The sequence below is a fragment of the Kitasatospora sp. NPDC057965 genome (assembly GCF_042887135.1).
Taxonomy (GTDB): domain Bacteria; phylum Actinomycetota; class Actinomycetes; order Streptomycetales; family Streptomycetaceae; genus Kitasatospora.
In genome coordinates this window covers 208,656-227,090 of the sequence record NZ_JBHVPZ010000008.1, presented here as the reverse complement: position 1 = coordinate 227,090, position 18,435 = coordinate 208,656, and the positions used below count along the sequence as shown (strand labels likewise).

Genomic DNA, 18,435 nt, shown 5'->3' with positions numbered 1-18,435 from the left:
GAACCGTAACGATGATGAAACTGTTGCGCAATACGTTGCTAAGATTGTTTCATCCTGGTGTGCGACCCGCCGCGCCGGGCTTTGTAGGATGCAGGCCAGACCAGACCGGAGGACCAATTGAGCGGCCCGTCACTGCGCGACATCGCCGCCCGGGCAGGCGTCAGCGCCGCCTCGGTGAGCAGGGTGATCAACGACCGGCCGGGCGTCTCCGACGACACCAAGGTGAAGGTCGCCGAGGCCATGCGGGAGCTCGGCTGGCAGCCCGACCAGGGCTACGACCCGCACCAGGGCGCGCTGATCGGCATCGTCGTCCCCGAACTCGACAACCCGGTCTTCCCGCTGCTCGCCTCCGCGATCGAGGTGCAGCTCGCCAAGCACGGCCTCACCGCCGTGGTCGGCACCTCCACCCGCCAGGGCACCGCCGAACTCGGCTACATCGACGTGCTGCTCCGCAAGGGCGTCTCCGGCCTGGTCCTGGTCTCCGGGCGGCACGCCAACCCGAACGCCGACCACGGCTTCTACCGGCTGCTGCACGAACGCGGCATCCCGATGGTGCTGGTCAGCGGCCGGGTGGAGGGTCTGGCCGTCCCCACCGTCGCCACCGACGAGGCGCTCGGCGCCCGGATCGCCGTCGCCCACCTGCGCGAACTCGGCCACCGCCGGATCGGCCTGGCCGGCGGCCAGGGCTATCTGCGCCCCTCGCTCAACCGCCTGGACGGCTACCGGCGGGCGATGCGCGAGCTGCTCGGCGGGGAGCCGCCCGCCGACTGGTACGCCGAGTCCGCCTACTCCATCGCCGGCGGCGCGGCGGCCGCCCGCCAACTGCTCGACGCGGACGTCACCGCCGTGATCGCCGGCAGCGACCTGATGGCCCTCGGCGTGGTCCAGGCCGCCCGCGAGGCCGGCCGCAGCGTCCCCGGCGACCTCTCGGTGATCGGCTACGACGACTGCTACCTCGCCGCCCACAGCAACCCGCCGCTCACCACCGTCCGCCAGCCGATCGACGAGATGGGCGCCGCCGTCGCCGACGCGCTCTGGCGCCAGCTGGAGGGCCACGGCGGCCGGGCCCGGGACTACCTGTTCACCCCCGTCCTGGTCGCCCGGGACTCCACCGCCCGCTCCCGCGGCTGACCCCGGACACCCGCCGGACACGCCGGAGGGCCGGTGAGCTGCTGCTCACCGGCCCTCCGTCGGCTTCCGGGCGGCGTCAGTCGTTCGGGACGGTCGCGTAGCGCGCGGTGCCCTCGGCCATCTGCCGCAGGGCGTCCTTGCGGTCCCGCTTCGACAGCTTGTCGATGTAGAGGAAGCCGAACAGGTGGTCGGTCTCGTGCTGCAGGCAGCGGGCGAAGAAGCCGGTGCCCTCGACCCGGACCGGGTTGCCGTCCTTGTCCTGGCCGGTCACCGCCGCGTAGTCCGGGCGGGGCAGCTCGGCGTAGGCGGTCGGCACCGACAGGCAGCCCTCGTTGCCGTCGTCCAGCACCCGCTTGCGGTCCTTCGGGAACTCCTCCAGCACCGGGTTGACCACGTGGCCGATGTGCCGCACGCCCTCGTCGTCCGGGCAGTCGTAGACGAAGACCTTGAGGTCCACGCCGATCTGGTTGGCGGCCAGGCCCACGCCCTCCGCCGCGTACATCGACTGGAACATGTCGTCGATCAGCGCGGACAGCTCGCCGTCGAAGGCCGTCACGTCCTTCACCTCGCGGTGCAGCACGGGGTTGCCGTAGACGGTGATCGGGCGCGCCGTGCCCTTGGAGAGGTCCGGCTGCTCGCCGACCACCTTCGGGGTCTCGTCGTGCTCGTGCTGGTCCTGCTCCGCCATGTCTTCCGCTTCCATAGGCCTACGCGTACCGCACCAGGGTACTCAGCGCGCTCAGCAGACCTCTTCGAGATCCCGGTAGGCCCGGCTTCCCGGCGACGCGGCGGCCCAGCGGTCCAGCAGTACCCGCACCAGGTGCGCCGGGGCGGCGATCCCGCACTCGCGCTCGGCCAGCCAGGACATCCCGCCCGCGCCGGGGCTCAGGTGGCTGAGGTGGCCGGGGTGCGCGGCGTCCCCGTCGTCGTGCGGGTCGTGGTGGGCGGTGTGCCCGTCGTCGGAGGCCATCCGGCTCTCCGAGCAGGCCCGGCACAGCAGCCGGACCGAGGACGTCCAGTCCTCCGCCGCGTAGCCGGCGTCGGCGACCAGCCGCTCCAGCGCGTCCCGGTCCGCCTCGGTCGCCGCCTGCAACAGCACCACGTACGTCGGCACCGGGGACGGCGCCCACAGCTCGATCTCGTCGAACACCGGGTAGGCGACCCCGTCGGTGACCCGCTCGCCGTGCGGGGCGCCGTCGTGCAGCACCACCTCGCCCCAGCGTCTGCCGGAGGACGGCAGCGGGATCGACAGCACCTCGATCCGGGCCGGGTCGAGCCGGCGGCCCCACACCACCTCGGACTCGCCGTCCGGGGAGAGCCGCACCGGGGTGGTCCCGAGGTCCAGGCTGACCGGCCCCTCCTCGCGCCCGCCCGGGCCGCCGGGCAGCTTCAGCCCGTACGCCTGCCAGGCCCGGCGGGCCAGCGGCCAGTCCTGCAGCGCGGTCGCGGTGATGCCGAGGTTCCACCAGTCCGGGGCGCCCTGCTCGCGGTCCAACAGCGCCACCGCCCGCAGCCCGGCCGCCCGGGCCTGCTCCCAGTCGCGCCGGAACTTGTGCAGCAGTGCCAGGTTGAACCACGAGTCCGACAGCCACGGCTCCAGGTCGGCCGCCATCACCAGCAGGGCGCCGGCGTCCTCGTAGCGGCCGTCGCCGATCAGCGTGAAAGCCCGGTCGGTCGTCTGCCGCCAGGTGGCGGACGGCCGGTGCCGTGCCCGGTGGAAGATCCTCACGTTCGTCCCTGCCGTCGTCGTCCGCTCAAGTCCCGCGACCGCTCCCGCGTCACGGGCCCGGTGTCCCGGGTCGGTTTTCCACGCTACGACCGCATCCAACCACGACGGCCGCCGCCCGCGCTCCCCACCGCCGGGGTTGCCCGGTTCCGTCCCGGCCCGTTTCCGGCCCCTCCCCCAGCCTGCCCGTCCGGTCCCGGCGCCTCAACCCCGGACGGCCCCGGCCCGGCCCGTCCGCGGGCGCCGGAGCCGCGGGGCGCGCTCAGCCGCGCACCCGCACCAGCGCGTCCACCACCCTCGCGTCGTACACCCGTCCCCGCTCCAGCCGCAGCGCCTCCAGCACCTCCAGCCGGCCCACCGCCTCCCCCACGCCGCGCCCCCGGGCCGCCGTGAGCAGGTCGTCGTGCGCGTTCGCCACCCGGATGATCCGCGCCGCCAGCGGCACCGGGCGCCCGCCGCCGTCCGGCCCGGGGAACGGGTCGGCCAGCCGGGCGACCTGCTCGGCCACCCGCCGCGGCACCCCGGTGCGCCGGATCACCTCGCTGCCCAGCCGGGCGATCCGCTGCTGCTCCTGGTCCGGCAGCAGCGCCGTCGCCCCGTCCGGCACCGGCTCCACCAGCGACAGCTGCCCGACGTCGTGCATCAGCGCCGCGTACTCCAGCAGCGCCAGCTCACGGGTGCCGAGACCCAGCTCGCGGCCGACCGCGCACGCCGTGTCGGCGACCCGCCGGGCGTGCCCCGGCGGCGTGTACCCGGCCACCTCGGTGGCCTTGGCCAGGCTGGCGATGGTCTGCCCGGTGGTGGCCCGCACCGCCGCCGCCCGCCGGAACGACACCTGGGCCAGCAGCAGCGGCGCGCAGAACAGCGGCAGCGCCCACAGCCCGACCTCCCCCGCGGCCAGGCTCACCAGCATGCCGGTGGCGGCGATCGCCGTGCCGACCCCGAACAGCGAGCGCAGCTCGTCCTCCAGCGCCGCCGGGAACCGCAGCCCGCCGCGGGCCCGCCGCAGCAGCGCCGCCAGCACCGCGTCGCAGAGCGCGGCCAGCGCGGCCACCGCCGTCAGGAACGCGCCGTACGCCGGGCCGTCGGCGGAGAACCGGTCGACCACGCCGCTGTTGTAGAGCGGCTGGAACACGGCGGCCGCGAAGCCCGCCCCGAGCAGCCGGCGCGCCGCACCGTCCCGCCGGGCCCACTCGTGCCACGGCGCCGGCCCGGACCGTCCGGCCCCGGGCGCACCGGCCGCCGACCGTCCCACCGCCCGGCCCGCCGCCGCCGGCAGCAGTGCCAGCAGCAGGCCGACGCCGGTCACGGCCACCACCTGGAGCACCCCGGGCCCGGCCGGCAGCCCGCGCAGCGGCCCGAGCAGCGCGTACGCCAGCGCGCCCGCCGCCCCGATCGGCGCCTGCTCGCGGTCGCCCGGAAGAGTGATCCGCACACACTCGCCGAGGGCGATCAGCGCGGTGAAGGCCAGCGCCACGCCCGGTTCGGCCGGACCACGCACCGCCACCGCCCCGAGGGACGCCGCCAGCAGCGCGAGCGCCGCACCGTGCACAGCGCACACCGCGCCGGCGCACCCAAGCCGCGCACCCGCACGCCCGGCGCCCGACTGCCGGCGCGCGCCTCCCGGTACGGCCGACGCGCCCGGCTTCGCGCCCCCCGGGCGCCCATCGCCCGGCCGCTCACCGTGCCGGGTGCTCATGAGGGCCCGGTCGTCGGCACGCCGCCACCCTGGGCGGGCACCCCGCGCGGCGCCGCCCGGGGCGCCGGTTCGGGCACGCCGAGCGGGATGTCCGGCACCGCCTTGATGCAGTCCGGGGGCGGCAGCACCGGCTGCCAGTCGTGCACGGCCAGCGCGTCCACCAGCGCCCGCACCATCACCGGGTCGAACTGGCTGCCCGAGCAGCGCTCCAGCTCGGCGACCGCCTCGGTGACCGGCCGGCCGCGCCGGTAGGACCGGGTGGAGGTCATCGAGTCGAAGGCGTCGGCGACCGAGATGATCCGGGCGAACTCGGGGATCTGCTCGCCGGCCAGCCCGGCCGGGTAGCCGCGGCCGTCCATCCGCTCGTGGTGGTGCAGGATCCCGGCGTGCGCCTCGCCGAGGAAGGCGATCCCACGCACCAGCTCGTACCCGTGCACCGGGTGCACCTCGACGGCCCGGCGCTCCGCCTCGGTCAGGGGACCGTTTCTGCGCAGCAGCTCGGTGGCGACGCCGAGTTTGCCGACGTCGTGCAGGATGCCCGCGTAACGCAGGGTGCGCAGCCGCTCGGCCTCCATGCCCAGCTGATCGGCGATCAGCACCGCCGCCCGGCCGACCCGTTCGCTGTGGCCCCGGGTGTAGGCGTCCTTGATCTCCACCGCCTGGACCAGCGCCCGGACGGTCGCCTGGTGGGCGTCGCGCTCCCGGTGCCCCTGGGCGAACACCCACGCCGAGACGGACAGCGGCAGCAGGGCCAGCAGCGCCGCGAACGCGCCGTACGGGCCCTGCCACAGCACGGCGAGCATCAGCCCGCCCGCCGCGTGCAGCAGCACCGGCACCCATGCGGCGGCGGACGCGTCGCGCAGCAGCTCGGCCGGTCGCCGGCCCTCCGCCAGCACCCGCATGCCGCCCACCAGAACACCGTTGACCAGGCAGAACGCCCCGAGCGCGGCAAACGCGGGCAGCAGCGCGGCCGGGAAGCGGGAGCCGAGCAGCAGCTGCGGACCGGCCAGCAGGTGGAACACCGCCGAGGCCGTGAAGGCGGACAGCGCGAGCTGCGCGCCGTTCCACGCCTGGCGCCGCGGGCCCTCCGACTCGGCGGCCCCGAGCAGCGCGGCCGGGACGGCCACCAGCCCGGCGGCGGCCGGCGGCAGCATCAGCACCCCGGCGAACAGCACCGGGAAGAAGGCGTTGACGCCGGGCCGCACCGGCCTGCGCGGTCGCAGCGGCGGACGGCGCAGCAGCAGCCGGGCCAACCGCAGGCAGGGCGTCGACAGGCCCTGGGCGAGCGACTCCCAGCAGGTGTGCAGGAAGGCCAGCAGCCCGACCTTCGGCCAGTCCACCGGGGCGCCCAGCCAGTGCGCCCGGGGCACCGGGGCGGGTAACGGCAGCAGCGGCAGCAGGCAGCACAGCGCCACCGCCGGCACGGCCACCAGGTAGCGCGCCGCGCCCGGCGGCAGGTCCGCGTCTCCACTGTCGGTAGCGATGGTGAAATCGACCTCCCCGCGTGCCGGCCCGCGTCGCCCTGGCCCGCCGTCCCGGGCCGCCGGCCGCCCGCGCTCGCCGAGGCGGCGGCGCACGGGCGGCGGTGAGCGTCCGTCAGGAGGATAGGGCGCCGCTCCCGCGCCGGGACGCGTGATCGCGCAATGCCGCTGCTGGCACGCCGCCAACTCACCCGAACGAGTGACGGCACGCCAGGGCCTCGGGGGACGCGGACGGACGACGGCCCCGGGAGCATCCGCTCCCGGGGCCGCTCACATCCGCATCGTCCGGCGTGCGCCGTCCGCCACGCCTCAGGTCCCGGCCGCCGCCTCCGCGGCGCGGCCCGGACCGGCCGGCTCACCGGCGGACTCGGCGTGCACCTCGACCGTCGTCTCGACCGCGACCACCACCGCCTCGCCCGACCGCTGCCCCGCCCGGATCGAGTCGATCCGGGCCAGCACCTTGCCGCGCAGGTCGGCCGGGGTGTCGTCGCAGCCGCAGGAACGCTTGATCAGCGCCTTGATCGCCTGCTCCAGCCCGTACTGCTTCAGGCAGGGCGAGCACTCCTCGAAGTGCACGCGCAGCTTGACGCAGTCGCCCTCGGCCATCTCGTTGTCGAGGAATTCGTAGAGGTGGTCGAGGACCTCGCCACACTCGGTGTCGTGCGGATCGCCGCAGCTCATGAGCCCGAGCCCTTCGCTTCCTGCCCTGCCCCGCTGCCGGCCGGGACCAGCCCGCGCTCGCGGGCGTAATCCTCCAGCATGCCGCGCAACTGACGGCGGCCGCGGTGCAGCCGGGACATCACCGTACCGATGGGAGTACCCATGATGTCCGCGATCTCCTTGTACGCAAAGCCCTCGACGTCCGCGAGATAGACGGCGATGCGGAACTCCTCCGGAATGGCCTGGAGGGCGTCCTTCACATCGCTGTCCGGGAGGTGGTCCAGCGCCTGGGTCTCCGCCGAGCGCAGACCCGTCGACATGTGCGACTCGGCCCGGGCCAGCTGCCAGTCCTCGATCTCCTCGGCGGCGGTGCGCTGCGGCTCCCGCTGCTTCTTGCGGTACGAGTTGATGAAGGTGTTGGTGAGGATGCGGTACAGCCACGCCTTGAGGTTGGTGCCCTCGCGGAACTGGTGGAACGACGCGTACGCCTTCGCGAACGCCTCCTGCAGGAGGTCCTCCGCGTCGGCCGGGTTGCGGGTCATCCGCAGGGCGGCCGAGTACATCGGGTCCAGGTAGCCCAGGGCGTCACGCTCGAAGCGCTCCCGCCGGGCCTCCTCGCTCTCCTCCGCCGACACCCGGAAGGTGTCCTCACCGATCGCCTCGGCCAGCTCCTCACCGGTGAGCGCCTCGCCCGCGGGCCGGCCCTCCTCCGGGCCCCGGCCCGGCTCGGCCTCGTGCTCGGTCCCGACGACCGGACCCACCTCCTCGGCATGACGGACACGGCCCACCGCGGGCCGTCCCGAAAGCGAGGATATCGGGCCGACGGGCTTCTCGCCCGCCGCCGGCCACTCCGGCCAGGACAGCGCGAAGGCCTCGCGCTCGTCCGGCCGCTCGGGGCACGCGATCGAACGCATCTGCCCTGCCTTCCACCGGGACGCCAACTGACGACCGTCACAACCACGCGGGTCCCGCCCGCATTCCCGGGCCCCGGTGACCGGTCTCACACCACCCGCAGCACCCAGTCACCGACCGCCGAGACGATCAGGTCCAGCAGCTCCCGCTGCCCCACCGCCGCCCGCTTCGGCACCTCGAACCCGTGGTTGCCGACCGGCAGCGCCACCAGCTCGTGCGAGTCCGGCAGCTCCGGGAACTCCGCGGGCCCGCCGAACGGATCCGCCGCCCCCTGCACCACCAGCGTCGGCAGCCCCGACCCCAGCAGTTCCTCGGCCCGGCTGCGCTCCGGCCGGCCCGGCGGGTGCAGCGGGAACGCCAGCGCCACCACGCCCACCGCCCCGCTCCGCGCCCCGGTCCGGCAGGCCACCCGCGCCCCGGCGCTGCGCCCGCCCACCAGCAGCGGCAGACCCGCCCCGGCCAGCCGCCCGGCCACCGTCTCCCAGCCCGCGTCCAGGGTCTTCGGCGCCGGCGCCACCTTCTTCCCCGCCACCCGCCAGGGCTGCTCGACCAGCGCCACCGACACCCCGCGGGCCGGCAGGGCGGCGGCCAGCGCGGCCAGGTCGCGGGCCTCGATCCCGCCGCCAGCGCCGTGCCCCAGGGCCAGCACCGCCCGTGGCGCGGACGCCGGGTGCAGGGTGATCCGGGCCTCCCCGGCGGGCGTGGTCACCGACTCGGTGGTCACGGGGGCCGATTTCGCGGCGGTCACGGCGGTGTTCCTCTCGGTGGTGCGCGACGGCGGTCGTCAGAACAGGGTGGTCTCGTACTCGGTCTCGGTGTACGGCGCGGTCAGCCCGGCGTGGTCGTTGCGGATGCTGCCGACGTCCGGCGACACCGGCGTCACCCGCAGCGCGCCCGGCGGCGGCGGTACCAGCAGCCGCCGCAGTTCCTCGGACCCGCCGTCGTCCAGCCGCGGGTCCAGCCAGGCGTCGAACGACCCCGGGTCCAGGAACAGCGGCATCCGCTCGTGGATCGGCGCCAGCAGCTCCTCGGCCTCGGTCGTCACGATCGTGAACGTCACCAGCCAGCCCTCCGGGTGGTCCGGGGGCACCGCCCGGTTGCGCCAGAACTCGTACAGGCCCGCCAGCGCCAGCGGAGCGCCGTCCGCCCGGGAGACGAAGAACGGCTTCTTGCGCGCCCGGCCCCGCTCCCCCGGCACGGTCTGCCACTCGTAGTAGCCGTCCACCGGCACGACGCAGCGGCGCGCGGCGAACGCCTGCCGGTACGACGGCTTCTCGTGCACCGTGTCCGCCCGGGCGTTGATCATCTTCACCGCCGCCTCCGGCGAGCCGGCCCACTGCGGCACCAGCCCCCAGCGCAGCACCCGCAGCTGGCGCACCGGCGCGGGCGCCCCCTTCGCCAGGCGCTCCAGAATCACGAAGGCGCTCTGCGTCGGCGCGACGTTCCAGCTCGGGTCCAGCGTCTCGGCCGGGTCCCACTGCTCGACGCCGAACATCTCGACGACGGACTCGGGCCGGGTACTCGCGGCGAAGCGACCACACATACCGTCAGCTTGCCACGGCCCCGCCCGCCCCCGTGCCCCCGCCCGCCCGCAGAACCACCCGCCCCCGGCCCGCCGTCCTCCCCGTGGCAGGCTGCCGTGCGCAGGAAGCGGCCGAACCGAGGCGGAGGAGAACCATGGACGCCAGGACCCTCGACGAGCTGTGGACCGCCGTCACCGGCACCCAGCCCGACCCGCCCGGCTGGCTCGCCCTCGCCACCGGCGCCGCCGCCCTGCTCACCGTCCTCGCCCGCCCGCTGTGGCGGATCGCCCGGGGCGCCGTCACCATCGCCCACGAGGGCGGCCACGGCCTCGCCGCCCGCGCCACCGGCCGCCGGCTCGCCGGCATCCGGCTGCACTCCGACACCTCCGGCCTCACCCTCTCCTACGGCCGCGCCACCGGCCCCGGCATGCTGCTCACCCTCGCCGCCGGGTACACCACCCCGGCCCTGCTCGGCCTCGGCTGCGCCGCCCTGCTCGCCGCCGACCGGATCACCCTGCTGCTCTGGCTCGCCATCGCCCTGCTGCTCGCCCTGCTCGTGCGGATCCGCAACGCCTACGGCCTGTTCAGCGTGCTGCTCACCGGCGGCGCCTTCTTCCTGGTCTCCTGGTTCGGCTCCCCCGGGGTCCAGGCCGGCTTCGCCTACCTCGGCACCTGGTTCCTGCTGTTCGGCGCCGTGCGCCCGGTCCTCGAACTCCAGCGCCAGCGCCGGCACGGCGAGGGCCAGGACTCCGACGCCGACCAGCTCGCCCGCCTCACCGGCGTCCCCGGCCTCGCCTGGATCACGCTCTTCCTGACCACCGCCCTGGTCTGCCTCGCCCTCGGCGCGAGCTGGCTGCTGAGCCCGCTGTGACCGGCCGGGGCCGCCCGGAGCCGGCCGACCACCCCCTCGGGTCACCGGACGGTTCCCGTACGGCCCCTAGACTTGGCCCATGACCGAGACCCTGTGGCCCGCCCCCGTCGCGACCACCCCCGTGGACGCCACCGTCACCATCCCCGGCTCCAAGTCGGTCACCAACCGCGCCCTGCTGCTGGCGGCACTCGCCGACGGTCCCGGCTGGGTGCGCCGCCCGCTGCGCAGCCGCGACTCCCAGCTGATGGCCGACGGCCTGCGCGCCCTCGGCGTCACCATCGAGGAGCAGGTCAACAACGACACCGGCGGCACCGGCGGCGGCGAGGCCTGGCGGGTCATCCCCGCCCCCGCGCTGCGAGGCCCCGCCTCGGTCGACGTCGGCAACGCCGGCACGGTCATGCGCTTCCTGCCCCCGCTCGCCGTCCTCGCCGACGGCCCGGTCCACTTCGACGGCGACCCGCGCAGCCACGAGCGCCCCCAGCACGGCGTCATCGACGCCCTGCGCGCGCTCGGCGCCCGGATCGAGGACGGCGGTCGCGGCACCTTCCCGCTCACCGTGCACGGCACCGGCGCCCTCGACGGCGGCACCGTCGAGCTCGACGCCTCCGCCTCCTCCCAGTTCGTCTCCGCGCTGCTGCTCTCCGGCGCCCGCTACAACAACGGCGTCGAGGTCCGGCACGTCGGCGGCCCGGTCCCCTCGCTGCCGCACATCCGGATGACCGTCGACATGCTGCGCCTGGCCGGCGTCCAGGTCGACGCCCCCGAGGACGGCGGGGAGAAGGACGTCTGGCGGGTCACCCCCGGCGCCCTGCTCGGCCGCGACCTGGTCGTCGAGCCCGACCTTTCCAACGCCGCGCCGTTCTTCGCCGCCGCCCTGGTCTCCGGCGGCCGGGTCACCGTCCGCGACTGGCCGAAGCACACCACCCAGCCCGGCGACCAGCTGCGCGACCTCTACACCCGGATGGGCGGCGGCTGCGCCTTCACCGACGAGGGCCTGCGCTTCACCGGCACCGGCCGGATCCACGGCATCGAGGCCGACCTGCACGACGTCGGCGAGCTCACCCCGGTGATCGCCGCGGTCGCCGCCCTCGCCGACTCCGAGTCCCACCTCTACGGCATCGCCCACCTGCGGCTGCACGAGACCGACCGGCTGGCCGCCCTCGCCAAGGAGATCAACGGCCTCGGCGGTGACGTCAGCGAGACCGAGGACGGCCTGCGGATCCGCCCGCGCAAGCTCACCGGCGGCGTCTTCCACACCTACGAGGACCACCGGCTGGCCACCGCCGCCGCGGTGATCGGCCTCGCCGTGCCCGGCGTCCAGGTGGAGAACGTGGCCACCACTGCCAAGACCCTGCCGGACTTCCCCGCCATGTGGGACGAATTGCTCGCCGGACCGGTGGCGGGCGGCTGAGCGGGGGACTGGGCACATGCGCCGCTACGGCAAGGACGCCGACGAGGACGACATCCGCAACCGCCCCGCGCGCCGGGGTTCCCGGCCGCGGACCCGGATCCGGCCCAAGCACGAGGACGCCGCCGAGGCGATGGTGCTCACCGTCGACCGCGGCCGGCTGACCTGCCTGGTCGACCCGGGCACCAGGCAGGAGCACGAGGTCGTCGCCATGAAGGCCCGCGAGCTGGGCCGCAAGGGCGTGGTCGTCGGCGACACCGTCTCCCTGGTCGGCGACCTCTCCGGGGACGCCGACACCCTGGCCCGGATCGTCCGGGTCGAGGAGCGCACCTCGGTGCTGCGGCGCACCGCGGACGACGACGACCCCTACGAGCGGATCGTCGTCGCCAACGCCGAGCAGCTCGCCATCGTCACCGCGCTGGCCGACCCCGAGCCGCGGCCCCGGCTGATCGACCGCTGCCTGGTCGCCGCCTACGACGCGGGCATGGAGCCGCTGCTCGTCCTCACCAAGGCCGACCTGGCCCCGGCCGGACCGCTGCTGGAGTCCTACGCGCCGCTGGGCATCCAGTACGTCGTCACCCGCCGCGACGAGCTGGAGACCACCGGCGCCGAGGCCGTCCGCGCGCACCTGCGCGGTCTGCGCACCGTGTTCATCGGCCACTCCGGCGTCGGCAAGACCACCCTGGTCAACGCCCTCGTCCCGGAGCGGCAGCGGACCACCGGCCGGGTCAACGCCGTCACCGGCCGCGGCCGGCACACCACCGTCTCCGCGCTCGCGCTGCGACTGCCGCCGCCGCCCGGCGCCAAGCCCGGCTCGAAGAAGGCCCTGGACGCGGGCTGGGTGATCGACACGCCCGGCTTCCGCTCCTTCGGCCTGTCCCACATCGACCCGTCCCGGGTCATCCACGCCTTCCCCGACCTGGAGCCCGGCACCGAGGACTGCCCGCGCGCGTGCAGCCACGACGAGCCGGACTGCGCGCTGGACGCCTGGGTGGCCGACGGGCACGCCGACCCCGCCCGGCTCTACTCGCTGCGCCGCCTGCTGGCCAGCAAGGAGGCCCGCGAGGGCGACTGACGGCCGGCGCCGGCGGTTTCCGCATTCGAGGTGTCACGGCGCCCTCTCCCGGTGATCATAGGAAAGTCGGGCCGGATCACGGCCCGGCCGGCCGACCGACAGGGAGAGCACGCGATGGCATGGGCCCTGGTGATCCTGGCCGGTTTCCTGGAGACCGGCTTCGCGATCAACCTCAAGCTCAGCGAGGGCTTCACCAAGCTCTGGCCCACCATCAGCTTCTGCGTCTTCGCCCTCGGCAGCTTCGGCCTGCTGACCCTCTCCCTGAAGACCCTCCCGGTCGGCCCCGCCTACGCGGTGTGGACCGGCATCGGCGCGGCCGGCACCGCCATCTACGGCATGATCTTCCTCGACGAGTCCACCTCGGTGCTCAAACTCGTCTCGATCTCCCTGGTCATCACCGGGGTCATCGGCCTCCAGCTCAGCGGATCCGCGCACTGACGGAGGCGGAACGCTAGGGTTTCGACCATGGCCGACTACCACGACGACCTCCGACTCGCCCATGTCCTCGCCGACTCGGCCGACTCGGTCACCCTGGACCGCTTCCGCGCGCTCGACCTGCGGATCGAGACCAAGCCCGACCTGACCCCCGTCAGCGACGCCGACAAGGCCGCCGAGGAGATGGTGCGCGGCGTCCTGCAGCGGGCCCGCCCGCGCGACGCGGTGCTCGGCGAGGAGTTCGGCCTGCAGGGCTCCGGCCCGCGCCGCTGGGTGATCGACCCGATCGACGGCACCAAGAACTACATCCGCGGCGTCCCGGTCTGGGCCACCCTGGTCGCGCTGCTGGAGGACGGCCCGGACGGCGTGGAGCGCCCCGTCGTCGGCATCGTCTCCGCCCCGGCGCTGAACCGCCGCTGGTGGGCGGCCAAGGACCTCGGCGCCTTCGCCGGCCGCAGCCTCGCCAAGGCGAGCCGGATCCACGTCTCCGGCGTCTCGCGGATCGAGGACGCGTCCTTCTCCTACTCCTCGCTCACCGGCTGGGAGGAGCGCGGCCGCCTCGACCCGTTCCTCGACCTCACCCGGGCCTGCTGGCGCACCCGCGCCTACGGCGACTTCTGGTCGTACATGATGGTCGCCGAGGGCGCGGTGGACATCGCCGCCGAGCCGGAGCTGTCGCTCTGGGACATGGCGGCGAACTGCGTCATCGTCGAGGAGGCCGGCGGGCGCTTCACCGGCCTGGACGGCATCCCGGGCCCGGGCGGCGCCGACGCCGTCGCCTCCAACGGCCTGCTCCACGAGGAGGCGCTGCGCCGCCTGAGCGTCTGACCTTTTTGGCGTTCGACGTGCATGGGGACTCTTCGAGGAATCCCCATCACATGGTGCGGGCCCCGGGTGCCGGTTCTCCTTCGGCACTCGGGGCCCGCCGCTCGGCGGGGCCCCTCACCGGGCCCCGCGCCGGGGTGCGTCAGCGCTGCTTGCGCAGCTCCCGCACCGCCGTCTCCAGCCGCTGACCGAAGTCGGCGTCGGCCTTGCGGAAGTTGCCCACCGCCCGCTCGACGATGTCCTCGCGGTCCGCGGAGACCTTGGCGATGAAGCCGGACAGGTTGCCGATCAGCCGCTGCTTCTCGTCCTCGCCCATCAGCCGGTAGAGGTTGCCGGCCTGCACGAAGTCGTTGTCCTCGGCGTGCGAGGGGGCCTCGTGGTTGCCGGTGGCGCCGTCGACCGGCAGCGGCGCCCACAGCGGGCGGCCGGTCTGCACCGGACCGCCGAAGCTGTTCGGCTCGTAGTTCTTGCGGCGCCCGTGACGGCCGTCGTACAGGTGGCCGTCCCGGTGGTTGGTGAGCGCCTCGGTGGCGTGCGGGCGGTTCACCGGCAGGTGGTCGGCGTTGACGCCGACGCGGTAGCGGTGGGCGTCCGCGTAGGCGAACAGGCGGCCCTGCAGCATCTTGTCCGGGGACGGGCCGATGCCGGGCACGAAGTGCGACGGCGAGAATATCGACTGCTCGACCTCGGCGAAGATGTTGTCGGGGTTGCGGTTCAGCTCCAGCTTGCCGAACTCGACCAGCGGGTAGTCGGCGTGCGGCCAGACCTTGGTCAGGTCGAACGGGTTGAAGCGGTAGTTCGCCGCATCCGTCGCCGGCATGATCTGGACGCTGACCGTCCAGGTCGGGAACTCGCCGCGCTCGATGGCCTCGCGCAGGTCGCGCTGGTGGCTGTCCGGGTCCTCGCCGGCGAGCTTGTTGGCCTCGTCCTGGGTGAGGCTCTTGACGCCCTGGTCGGTCTTGAAGTGGTACTTCACCCAGAAGTACTCGCCGGCCTCGTTCTGCCACTGGTAGGTGTGCGAGCCGAAGCCGTCCATGTGCCGGTACGAGGCCGGGATGCCGCGGTCGCCGAACAGCCAGGTCACCTGGTGGGTGGCCTCGGGCGACAGGCCCCAGAAGTCCCAGACGTTGTCCGCCTCCTGCGAGCCGGTGTACGGGTCCCGCTTCTGGGTGTGGATGAAGTCGGGGAACTTGCTGGCGTCCTTGATGAAGAACACCGGGGTGTTGTTGCCGACGAGGTCGTAGTTGCCCTCCTCGGTGTAGAACTTCAGCGCGAAGCCGCGCGGGTCGCGCACCGCGTCCGCCGCGCCGAGGTTGCCGGCGACGGTGGAGAAGCGCAGGAAGGTCTCGGTCTGCTTGCCGACCTCGGAGAGGAAGGCGGCCCGGGTGTACGCGGTGACGTCCGCGGTCACCGTGAAGGTGCCGTAGGCGCCGGCGCCGCGGGCGTGCACCACGCGCTCCGGGATGCGCTCGCGGTTGAAGTGCGCGAGCTTCTCGAACAGCTGCTGGTCCTGGATCAGCGCCGGACCGCCGACACCGGCGGTCTCGGTGTTCTGGTTGTCGGCGACGGGGGCACCCGCCTCCGTGGTGAGGGTGGGGCGCAGCTCGTCCTGGGTAGTCATGTGAGGGGGCCTCCGCGTGATCAGGTCGTGACGAACCGATCCTAACTTGGACTTTGTCTAAGTCAACACTGGAACCAAACTCGGAGTGTCACTTACCCTGAGTCCATGAGTGACCTGCTGGAGAGACTGCGCGGACGTGGATGGCGGCTGACTTCGCAGCGCCGGGTCGTGGCCGAGGTCCTCGACGGCGAGCACGTCCACCTGACCGCCGACGAGGTGCACGCCCGCGCGGTCGAGCGGCTGCCCGAGATCAGCCGGGCCACCGTGTACAACACCCTCGGCGAACTCGTCGGCCTGGGCGAGGTGTTGGAGGTCGCCACCGACGGCCGCGCCAAGCGCTACGACCCCAACGCCCACCACGCGCACCAGCACCTGGTCTGCTACGGCTGCGGCGCCATCCGCGACGTCCACCCGCAGGGCGACCCGCTGGCCGCGCTGCCCGCCGCCGAGCGGTTCGGCTTCACCGTCTCCGGCGCCGAGATCACCTACCGCGGCCTGTGTCCGGACTGCTCCGCCGCCACGCACTGAAGCACGGCCGCACCCCGAACCACCGCCGTGCCCTTGACCGCCCCCGCGCGCACGGCGCCCCCGCCGGAGCACACGCCTCCGCACCAGCCCCCGGGTCCGGCCGCGCGCCCGGCTACGCGCTCAGCTCCGCGTGCAGCGCGCCCAACAGCCGGCCCGCCCGCTCGGCCACCTCCGCCGGACCGTAGTCCGCGGCCCGCCGGCACCAGCCCTCCGCCAGCACCGGCTCGCCCCGGCGCAGCGCCAGCAGCGCCAGGCGCAGCGCCGCCCGCCCGTGCCCGGCGTCCGCCGCCCGGGTGTACCAGAGCATCGCCTCGGCCTCGCGGTCCTGCCGGGCCAGCAGCAGCCCCAGGTTGAACGCCGCGCTGCGGCTGCCCGCCTCCGCGGCCCGCCGGTACCAGCTCTCCGCGATCTCCGGCGCGCCCCGCTCGGCCGCCCGCACGCCCATCCGCACCTGCGCCCGGCGGTGCCCGGCGTCCGCCGCCAGCGCGTACCAGTGCTCGGCCTCCGCGTCCGCTTCCCCGCGCCGGTCCAGCACCGAGGCCAACCGGAACGCGCCCTCCACCGAACCGCCCGCCGCCGCCTGCCGGTAGCGCTCCAGCGCGCCCGCCGCGTTGCCGCGCTGCTCCTGCACCACCGCCAGCTGCAGCGCCGCCTCGCCGTGCCCCTCCGCCGCGGCGCGCGCGTACCACTCCTGCGCCTGCCGGTGCTCCCCGCGCCCGGCGTGCAGCACGCCCAGGTTGAACGCGCCGTCCACGCTGCCCGCCTCGGCGGCCTTGGAGAACCACGGCTCGGCGCCCGACTCGTCGCCGCGCTGCAGCAGCACCACGGCCAGCGCGTTGCACGCCTCCCGGTGCCCGGCGTACGCGGCCCGCCGGTACCACTGCTCGGCCTGCTGGGCCCGGCCCGCCCCCGCGCACAGCAGGCCCAGGTTGAACGCGCCGTTCTGGTCGCCGGCCTCCAGTGCGCTGCGGTACCAGTGCTCCGCCCGGGCGGCCTCGCCGCGCGAGGCGTGCAGCGCGCCCAAGGCGTTGGCCGCGTTGCCGTCCCCGGCCTCGGCGGCCTCCTGCCACCACTCGGCGGCCGCGACGAGGTCCCCGCCGTCGCGCAGCAGGTAGCCCAGCGCGCACGCGGCCCGCGGCTCGCCGTTCTGCGCCGACTGCCGGTACCAGCGGGCCGCCTCGTCCAGCAGCGACTGCTCGCCGCCGGCCCGGTCCTCCAGCAGCACACCCAGGCGCAGCGCGGCGCGGGCGTGGCTGCGGGCGGCCGCGATCCGGTACCAGGCCTCGGCGGTCTCCTTGTCCCCGGCCGCCTCGCGCATCCGGGCCAGCCGGTAGGCGGCCTCCCGGTGCCCGGCGTCCGCGGACACCTTGAACCAGCGCTCGGCGCGCACGTCCCGGCGGTGCTCCATGAGGTCGCCGAGCGCGTAGGCGCCCAGCGGGTGGCCGTGGTCGGCGGCGAAGTGCAGCCAGTACTCGGCGGCCTCCTCCTCGCCCTGGTCGCGCAGTTGCAGGCCGAGCGCGTGGGCGGCGGGCGCGCTGCCGGCCACCGCCGCCTGCCGCCACCACTGGGCGGCCTCGGCCCGGTGGCCGCGCTGGTGCAGCAGCACGCCGAGGTTGTTGGCGGCGGCGCGCAGCCCGGCGGCGGCCGCGGCGCGCAGGTACGGTTCGGCGTCCTCCAGGTCGCCGCGGCGCAGCAGCAGGGTGCCGAGGCGGGCGGCGGCGTCCGGGTCGCCGTCGTCGGCGGCGCGCCGGTGCCGGGACTCCAGGGCGGCCTGCTCGCGGGCGGCGAGCGCGGTCTCGAAGCTCGCCGAGTCGAAGCCGGTGTCGCCCTCGACGCCAGCGACGGCGGGGGCGTCGGCCGGTGCGCCGCGCGGGCCCAGGGCGGCGGCGAGGCCGCCGGCCGGGACGTGCACCAGGGAGTCCGGGCCCCAGCCGCCCGCGGGGCGGCGCTCGGCCAGGCCGCTGGTGCGCTGGGCGGGCAGGGCGCCGGGCTGCCGTTCGGGACTCTCCGCCCAGGCCTCGGTGTCCGCCTCGGTGGTCGCCGCCGGCTTCGCCCCTGCCCCGTTCCTGCCGATCAGCCTCATGCCGACTCCCACTCCCCCCGAGTGTCGCGGCGCCGTCCTCCGGCCCGGGGCCGGAGGGACCCCACGGGGAGCGCGCGGACCCGACGGCCGGTCAGCAACCGGGCAGCGTCCCCCGTGTGTCCCATCGTCGCATCACCCGCAACCCGCGTACACCTGCCCCGGCCGATTTCGGCGGAGCGGACCCGAAGCCGACGAAATTGCTTCGGCGCTTTGTCGATTTCCCGACACTTGGCCCCCACAAACCCCGCTGCCGTCGTCCTTGGCGACGCTCGATGGTACCGGAGCGCCCCGGCCCGTCCGCGCGCGCAAACGCCGGAGGCCCGGAGGAAGAATCCTCCGGGCCTCCGGGCTACTGAGTAGCGGGGACAGGATTTGAACCTGCGACCTCTGGGTTATGAGCCCAGCGAGCTACCGAGCTGCTCCACCCCGCGTCGGTGGTTGAACCATAGCACGGGCG

17 protein-coding genes and 1 tRNA gene are annotated in these 18,435 nt (G+C 74.9%); 7 read left to right on the top strand and 11 right to left on the bottom strand.

The features are described 5' to 3' along the window. Nucleotides 1-117 precede the first annotated feature (117 nt). Entirely contained in the window at nt 118-1,131 is a 1,014-nt protein-coding gene (locus ACFVVU_RS13235; RefSeq protein WP_355363843.1) for a LacI family DNA-binding transcriptional regulator, read from the top strand. 76 nt (nt 1,132-1,207) lie between these two features. Here ACFVVU_RS13235 and def read toward each other — a convergent pair whose 3' ends face one another. The 8 genes from def to ACFVVU_RS13195 all read right to left on the bottom strand — a co-directional run bounded on the left by def (nt 1,208) and on the right by ACFVVU_RS13195 (nt 9,152). Further along, nucleotides 1,208-1,819, bottom strand: coding sequence for a peptide deformylase (gene def / locus ACFVVU_RS13230; protein WP_380681858.1), 612 nt, complete (start codon nt 1,817-1,819; stop codon nt 1,208-1,210). A 51-nt stretch (nt 1,820-1,870) separates the two neighbouring features. Further along, nucleotides 1,871-2,860 (bottom strand): tetratricopeptide repeat protein, encoded by a 990-nt coding sequence (locus ACFVVU_RS13225; RefSeq protein WP_380681859.1) that lies wholly within the window; start codon nt 2,858-2,860, stop codon nt 1,871-1,873. Between the two features lie 259 nt (nt 2,861-3,119). After that, entirely contained in the window at nt 3,120-4,409 is a 1,290-nt protein-coding gene (locus tag ACFVVU_RS13220) for an HD-GYP domain-containing protein (RefSeq protein ID WP_387789829.1), read from the bottom strand. 143 nt (nt 4,410-4,552) lie between these two features. Beyond that, complete coding sequence (locus ACFVVU_RS13215; RefSeq protein WP_387789828.1) at nt 4,553-6,013, bottom strand: HD-GYP domain-containing protein; 1,461 nt, start codon at nt 6,011-6,013, stop codon at nt 4,553-4,555. A gap of 333 nt (nt 6,014-6,346) precedes the next feature. Continuing rightward, nucleotides 6,347-6,718 (bottom strand): mycothiol system anti-sigma-R factor, encoded by a 372-nt coding sequence (gene rsrA / locus ACFVVU_RS13210; protein WP_355363828.1) that lies wholly within the window; start codon nt 6,716-6,718, stop codon nt 6,347-6,349. Further along, nucleotides 6,715-7,458, bottom strand: a complete 744-nt coding sequence (locus ACFVVU_RS13205) for a sigma-70 family RNA polymerase sigma factor (protein ID WP_355364035.1) — start codon at nt 7,456-7,458, stop codon at nt 6,715-6,717. The genes rsrA and ACFVVU_RS13205 overlap by 4 nt, the downstream gene beginning before the upstream one ends. 239 nt (nt 7,459-7,697) lie before the next feature. Further along, the gene (locus ACFVVU_RS13200; protein ID WP_387789783.1) at nt 7,698-8,357 is read right to left on the bottom strand and encodes an alpha/beta family hydrolase; all 660 of its coding nucleotides are present in this window, start codon (nt 8,355-8,357) and stop codon (nt 7,698-7,700) included. Nucleotides 8,358-8,393: 36 nt separating this feature from the next. Continuing rightward, entirely contained in the window at nt 8,394-9,152 is a 759-nt protein-coding gene (locus ACFVVU_RS13195) for an SOS response-associated peptidase (protein ID WP_387789781.1), read from the bottom strand. A 134-nt stretch (nt 9,153-9,286) separates the two neighbouring features. Between ACFVVU_RS13195 and ACFVVU_RS13190 the strand changes: the two genes are divergently transcribed. The 5 genes from ACFVVU_RS13190 to hisN all read left to right on the top strand — a co-directional run bounded on the left by ACFVVU_RS13190 (nt 9,287) and on the right by hisN (nt 13,749). Further along, a complete protein-coding gene (locus ACFVVU_RS13190) occupies nt 9,287-10,003 on the top strand; it encodes a M50 family metallopeptidase (protein ID WP_380687008.1) in 717 nt (238 codons plus the stop codon). Between the two features lie 79 nt (nt 10,004-10,082). Beyond that, entirely contained in the window at nt 10,083-11,414 is a 1,332-nt protein-coding gene (gene aroA / locus ACFVVU_RS13185; RefSeq protein ID WP_380687010.1) for a 3-phosphoshikimate 1-carboxyvinyltransferase, read from the top strand. Between the two features lie 16 nt (nt 11,415-11,430). Continuing rightward, nucleotides 11,431-12,486, top strand: coding sequence for a ribosome small subunit-dependent GTPase A (gene rsgA / locus ACFVVU_RS13180; RefSeq protein ID WP_387789778.1), 1,056 nt, complete (start codon nt 11,431-11,433; stop codon nt 12,484-12,486). A 114-nt stretch (nt 12,487-12,600) separates the two neighbouring features. Further along, nucleotides 12,601-12,924: a DMT family transporter gene (locus tag ACFVVU_RS13175; RefSeq protein ID WP_380687014.1), complete on the top strand. Its 324-nt coding sequence runs from the start codon at nt 12,601-12,603 to the stop codon at nt 12,922-12,924. 27 nt (nt 12,925-12,951) lie between these two features. Continuing rightward, complete coding sequence (gene hisN / locus ACFVVU_RS13170; RefSeq protein ID WP_380687016.1) at nt 12,952-13,749, top strand: histidinol-phosphatase; 798 nt, start codon at nt 12,952-12,954, stop codon at nt 13,747-13,749. A 139-nt stretch (nt 13,750-13,888) separates the two neighbouring features. Here hisN and ACFVVU_RS13165 read toward each other — a convergent pair whose 3' ends face one another. Further along, entirely contained in the window at nt 13,889-15,367 is a 1,479-nt protein-coding gene (locus tag ACFVVU_RS13165) for a catalase (protein ID WP_380689158.1), read from the bottom strand. Between the two features lie 105 nt (nt 15,368-15,472). On the opposite strand from ACFVVU_RS13165, the gene ACFVVU_RS13160 reads away from it, so the two are divergent. Beyond that, nucleotides 15,473-15,895 (top strand): Fur family transcriptional regulator, encoded by a 423-nt coding sequence (locus ACFVVU_RS13160; protein ID WP_380689156.1) that lies wholly within the window; start codon nt 15,473-15,475, stop codon nt 15,893-15,895. Between the two features lie 112 nt (nt 15,896-16,007). Here ACFVVU_RS13160 and ACFVVU_RS13155 read toward each other — a convergent pair whose 3' ends face one another. Continuing rightward, nucleotides 16,008-17,978, bottom strand: coding sequence for a sel1 repeat family protein (locus ACFVVU_RS13155; RefSeq protein ID WP_387789775.1), 1,971 nt, complete (start codon nt 17,976-17,978; stop codon nt 16,008-16,010). A 357-nt stretch (nt 17,979-18,335) separates the two neighbouring features. Then, nucleotides 18,336-18,409, bottom strand: a tRNA-Met gene (locus tag ACFVVU_RS13150). Nucleotides 18,410-18,435: the final 26 nt, after the last annotated feature.

Coding starts and splice junctions, on each gene's coding strand:
- ACFVVU_RS13165 (WP_380689158.1), bottom strand. CDS start 15,367: ATGACTACCCAGGACGAGCTGCGCCCCACCCTCACCACGGAGGCGGGT.
- ACFVVU_RS13190 (WP_380687008.1), top strand. CDS start 9,287: ATGGACGCCAGGACCCTCGACGAGCTGTGGACCGCCGTCACCGGCACC.
- ACFVVU_RS13175 (WP_380687014.1), top strand. CDS start 12,601: ATGGCATGGGCCCTGGTGATCCTGGCCGGTTTCCTGGAGACCGGCTTC.
- def (WP_380681858.1), bottom strand. CDS start 1,819: ATGGCGGAGCAGGACCAGCACGAGCACGACGAGACCCCGAAGGTGGTC.
- ACFVVU_RS13155 (WP_387789775.1), bottom strand. CDS start 17,978: ATGAGGCTGATCGGCAGGAACGGGGCAGGGGCGAAGCCGGCGGCGACC.
- ACFVVU_RS13160 (WP_380689156.1), top strand. CDS start 15,473: ATGAGTGACCTGCTGGAGAGACTGCGCGGACGTGGATGGCGGCTGACT.
- hisN (WP_380687016.1), top strand. CDS start 12,952: ATGGCCGACTACCACGACGACCTCCGACTCGCCCATGTCCTCGCCGAC.
- rsgA (WP_387789778.1), top strand. CDS start 11,431: ATGCGCCGCTACGGCAAGGACGCCGACGAGGACGACATCCGCAACCGC.
- aroA (WP_380687010.1), top strand. CDS start 10,083: ATGACCGAGACCCTGTGGCCCGCCCCCGTCGCGACCACCCCCGTGGAC.
- rsrA (WP_355363828.1), bottom strand. CDS start 6,718: ATGAGCTGCGGCGATCCGCACGACACCGAGTGTGGCGAGGTCCTCGAC.
- ACFVVU_RS13195 (WP_387789781.1), bottom strand. CDS start 9,152: ATGTGTGGTCGCTTCGCCGCGAGTACCCGGCCCGAGTCCGTCGTCGAG.